Genomic DNA, 2,500 nt, shown 5'->3' on the forward strand with positions numbered 1-2,500 from the left:
ACGCTTGGTGCCGCGCAGCAGAATGCCCACGTTGTCGCCGGCCTGACCTTGGTCGAGCAGCTTGCGGAACATTTCCACGCCGGTGCAGGTGGTCTTCTGGGTGGGGCGGATGCCGACGATTTCGATTTCTTCGCCCACCTTGATGATGCCGCGCTCGATACGGCCGGTCACGACGGTGCCGCGACCGGAGATGGAGAACACGTCTTCGACGGGCATGAGGAAGGCACCGTCCACGGCGCGCTCGGGCGTGGGGATGTAGCTGTCGAGGGCGTCGGCGAGGTTGAAGATGGCCTTCTCGCCAAGGTCGCCTTTGTCGCCTTCGAGGGCGAGCTTGGCCGAGCCTTTGATGATGGGGGTGTCGTCACCGGGGAAGTCGTACTTGGAGAGGAGCTCGCGCACCTCCATTTCGACGAGTTCGAGCAGCTCGGCGTCGTCGACCATGTCGCATTTGTTGAGGAAGACGACGATGTAGGGCACGCCGACCTGGCGGGCGAGCAGGATGTGCTCGCGGGTCTGGGGCATGGGGCCGTCGGCTGCGGAGACGACGAGGATGGCGCCGTCCATCTGGGCAGCGCCGGTGATCATGTTCTTGACGTAGTCGGCGTGGCCGGGGCAGTCGACGTGGGCGTAGTGACGGGTGGCGGTCTCGTATTCGACGTGCGCGGTGTTGATGGTGATGCCGCGGGCCTTCTCTTCAGGAGCAGCATCAATCTCGTCGTATTTCTTGGCCGAACCGCCAAACTTGGCCGACAGCACGGTGGTGATGGCCGCCGTCAGCGTGGTCTTGCCGTGGTCCACGTGACCAATCGTGCCCACGTTGACGTGCGGCTTGGTCCGCTCAAACTTTTCCTTCGCCATGATGTTTTCCTTCTCTGAATGCGTTTGAAAGGGTCGTTATTGGGATTGATTACTTGCTTGCGCGGGCGCTGACGATGGCGTCAGCCACGTTCTTGGGCGCTTCGGCGTAGTGCTTGAATTCCATCGTGTAGGTGGCACGGCCTTGCGACATGGAACGCAGCGTCGTCGAGTAGCCGAACATTTCCGACAGCGGCACTTCGGCCTTGATGGCCTTGCCGCCGCCGGGCATGTCTTCCATGCCTTGCACCATGCCGCGACGGGACGACAGGTCGCCCATCACGTTGCCAGCGTAATCTTCCGGAGTCTCGACTTCGACAGCCATCATCGGCTCGAGGATGACCGGGTTGGCCTTGCGGCAGCCTTCCTTGAAGCCCATGGAGGCCGCGATCTTGAAGGCCTGCTCGGACGAGTCCACATCATGGTAGGAACCGAAGTGCAAGGTCACCTTCACGTCGACAACCGGGTAGCCCGCGAGCACACCGGAGTTCAACGACTCTTCGATGCCCTTTTGCACTGCGGGAATGTACTCGCGCGGCACCACCCCACCCTTGATGGCATCCACAAACTCGAAGCCCTTGCCGACCTCATTAGGCTCGACCTTGAGCACAACGTGACCGTATTGGCCTTTGCCGCCCGACTGGCGCACAAACTTGCCTTCTGCGCTGTCCACGGTCTTGCGAATGGTCTCGCGGTAGGCCACTTGGGGCTTGCCGACATTCGCTTCGACACCGAACTCACGCTTCATGCGGTCCACGATGATTTCGAGGTGCAGTTCGCCCATGCCCGAGATGATGGTCTGACCGGACTCTTCATCCGTCTTGACACGGAACGAGGGGTCTTCCTGCGCCAGACGCTGCAGCGCCAGACCCATCTTCTCCTGGTCGGCCTTGGTCTTGGGCTCCACGGCCTGTGCAATCACAGGCTCGGGGAACACCATCTTCTCCAGGGTGATGATGGACTCAGGGTTGCACAGGGTGTCGCCCGTAGTCACTTCCTTCAGACCCACTGCAGCGGCAATGTCACCAGCGCGAACTTCCTTGATTTCCTCGCGGTTGTTCGCGTGCATCTGCAGCAGACGGCCGATACGCTCCTTCTTGCCCTTGATCGGGTTGTAGACGGTGTCACCGGACGAGAGCACCCCGGAGTAGACCCGAATGAAGGTCAGTTGACCGACGTAAGGGTCGGTCATCAGCTTGAACGCCAGGGCCGAGAATTTCTCGTCATCGGCGGCCTTGCGCACAGCCTCCTGCTCGTCCTCGTCATGCCCGGAAACCGGAGGAATGTCGACCGGCGAAGGCATGAACTCAATCACGGCGTCCAGCATGCGCTGCACACCCTTGTTCTTGAACGCAGTGCCACACAGCATCGGCTGGATCTCGCTGGCGATAGTGCGCGCGCGCAGACCTTGCTTGATTTCAGCCTCGCTCAACTCGCCGGTTTCAAGGTACTTGTTCATCAGCTCTTCGCTGGATTCTGCAGCGGCCTCGACCATCTTCTCGCGCCACTCTTTGCAGGTCTCCACGAGATCTGCAGGAATATCCTCGTAGCTGAATTTCATGCCTTGGGACGCTTCGTCCCAAATGATGGCTTTCATCTTCAGCAGATCGACAACCCCCTTGAAGTTTTCTTCGGCACCGATGGG

Annotated in this window: 2 protein-coding genes (1 of these 2 cut by a window edge); both read right to left on the minus strand. The window is 60.5% G+C overall.

Annotated features, from left to right (window positions below):
- The coding region (gene tuf, locus ASC45_RS15060; RefSeq protein ID WP_055451827.1) for an elongation factor Tu at positions 1 to 858 on the minus strand (858 nt) is incomplete at its 3' end.
- Between the two features lie 49 nt (positions 859 to 907).
- Positions 908 to 2,500 carry the 3' portion of an elongation factor G gene (gene fusA, locus ASC45_RS15065; RefSeq protein WP_055451828.1) on the minus strand. Its footprint extends 513 nt past the window's final position, so only the last 1,593 of its 2,106 coding nucleotides appear in the window; the start codon falls outside the window, past its right edge; the stop codon is at positions 908 to 910.

It is taken from the genome of Thiomonas bhubaneswarensis (genome assembly GCF_001418255.1).
GTDB lineage: Bacteria > Pseudomonadota > Gammaproteobacteria > Burkholderiales > Burkholderiaceae_C > Thiomonas > Thiomonas bhubaneswarensis.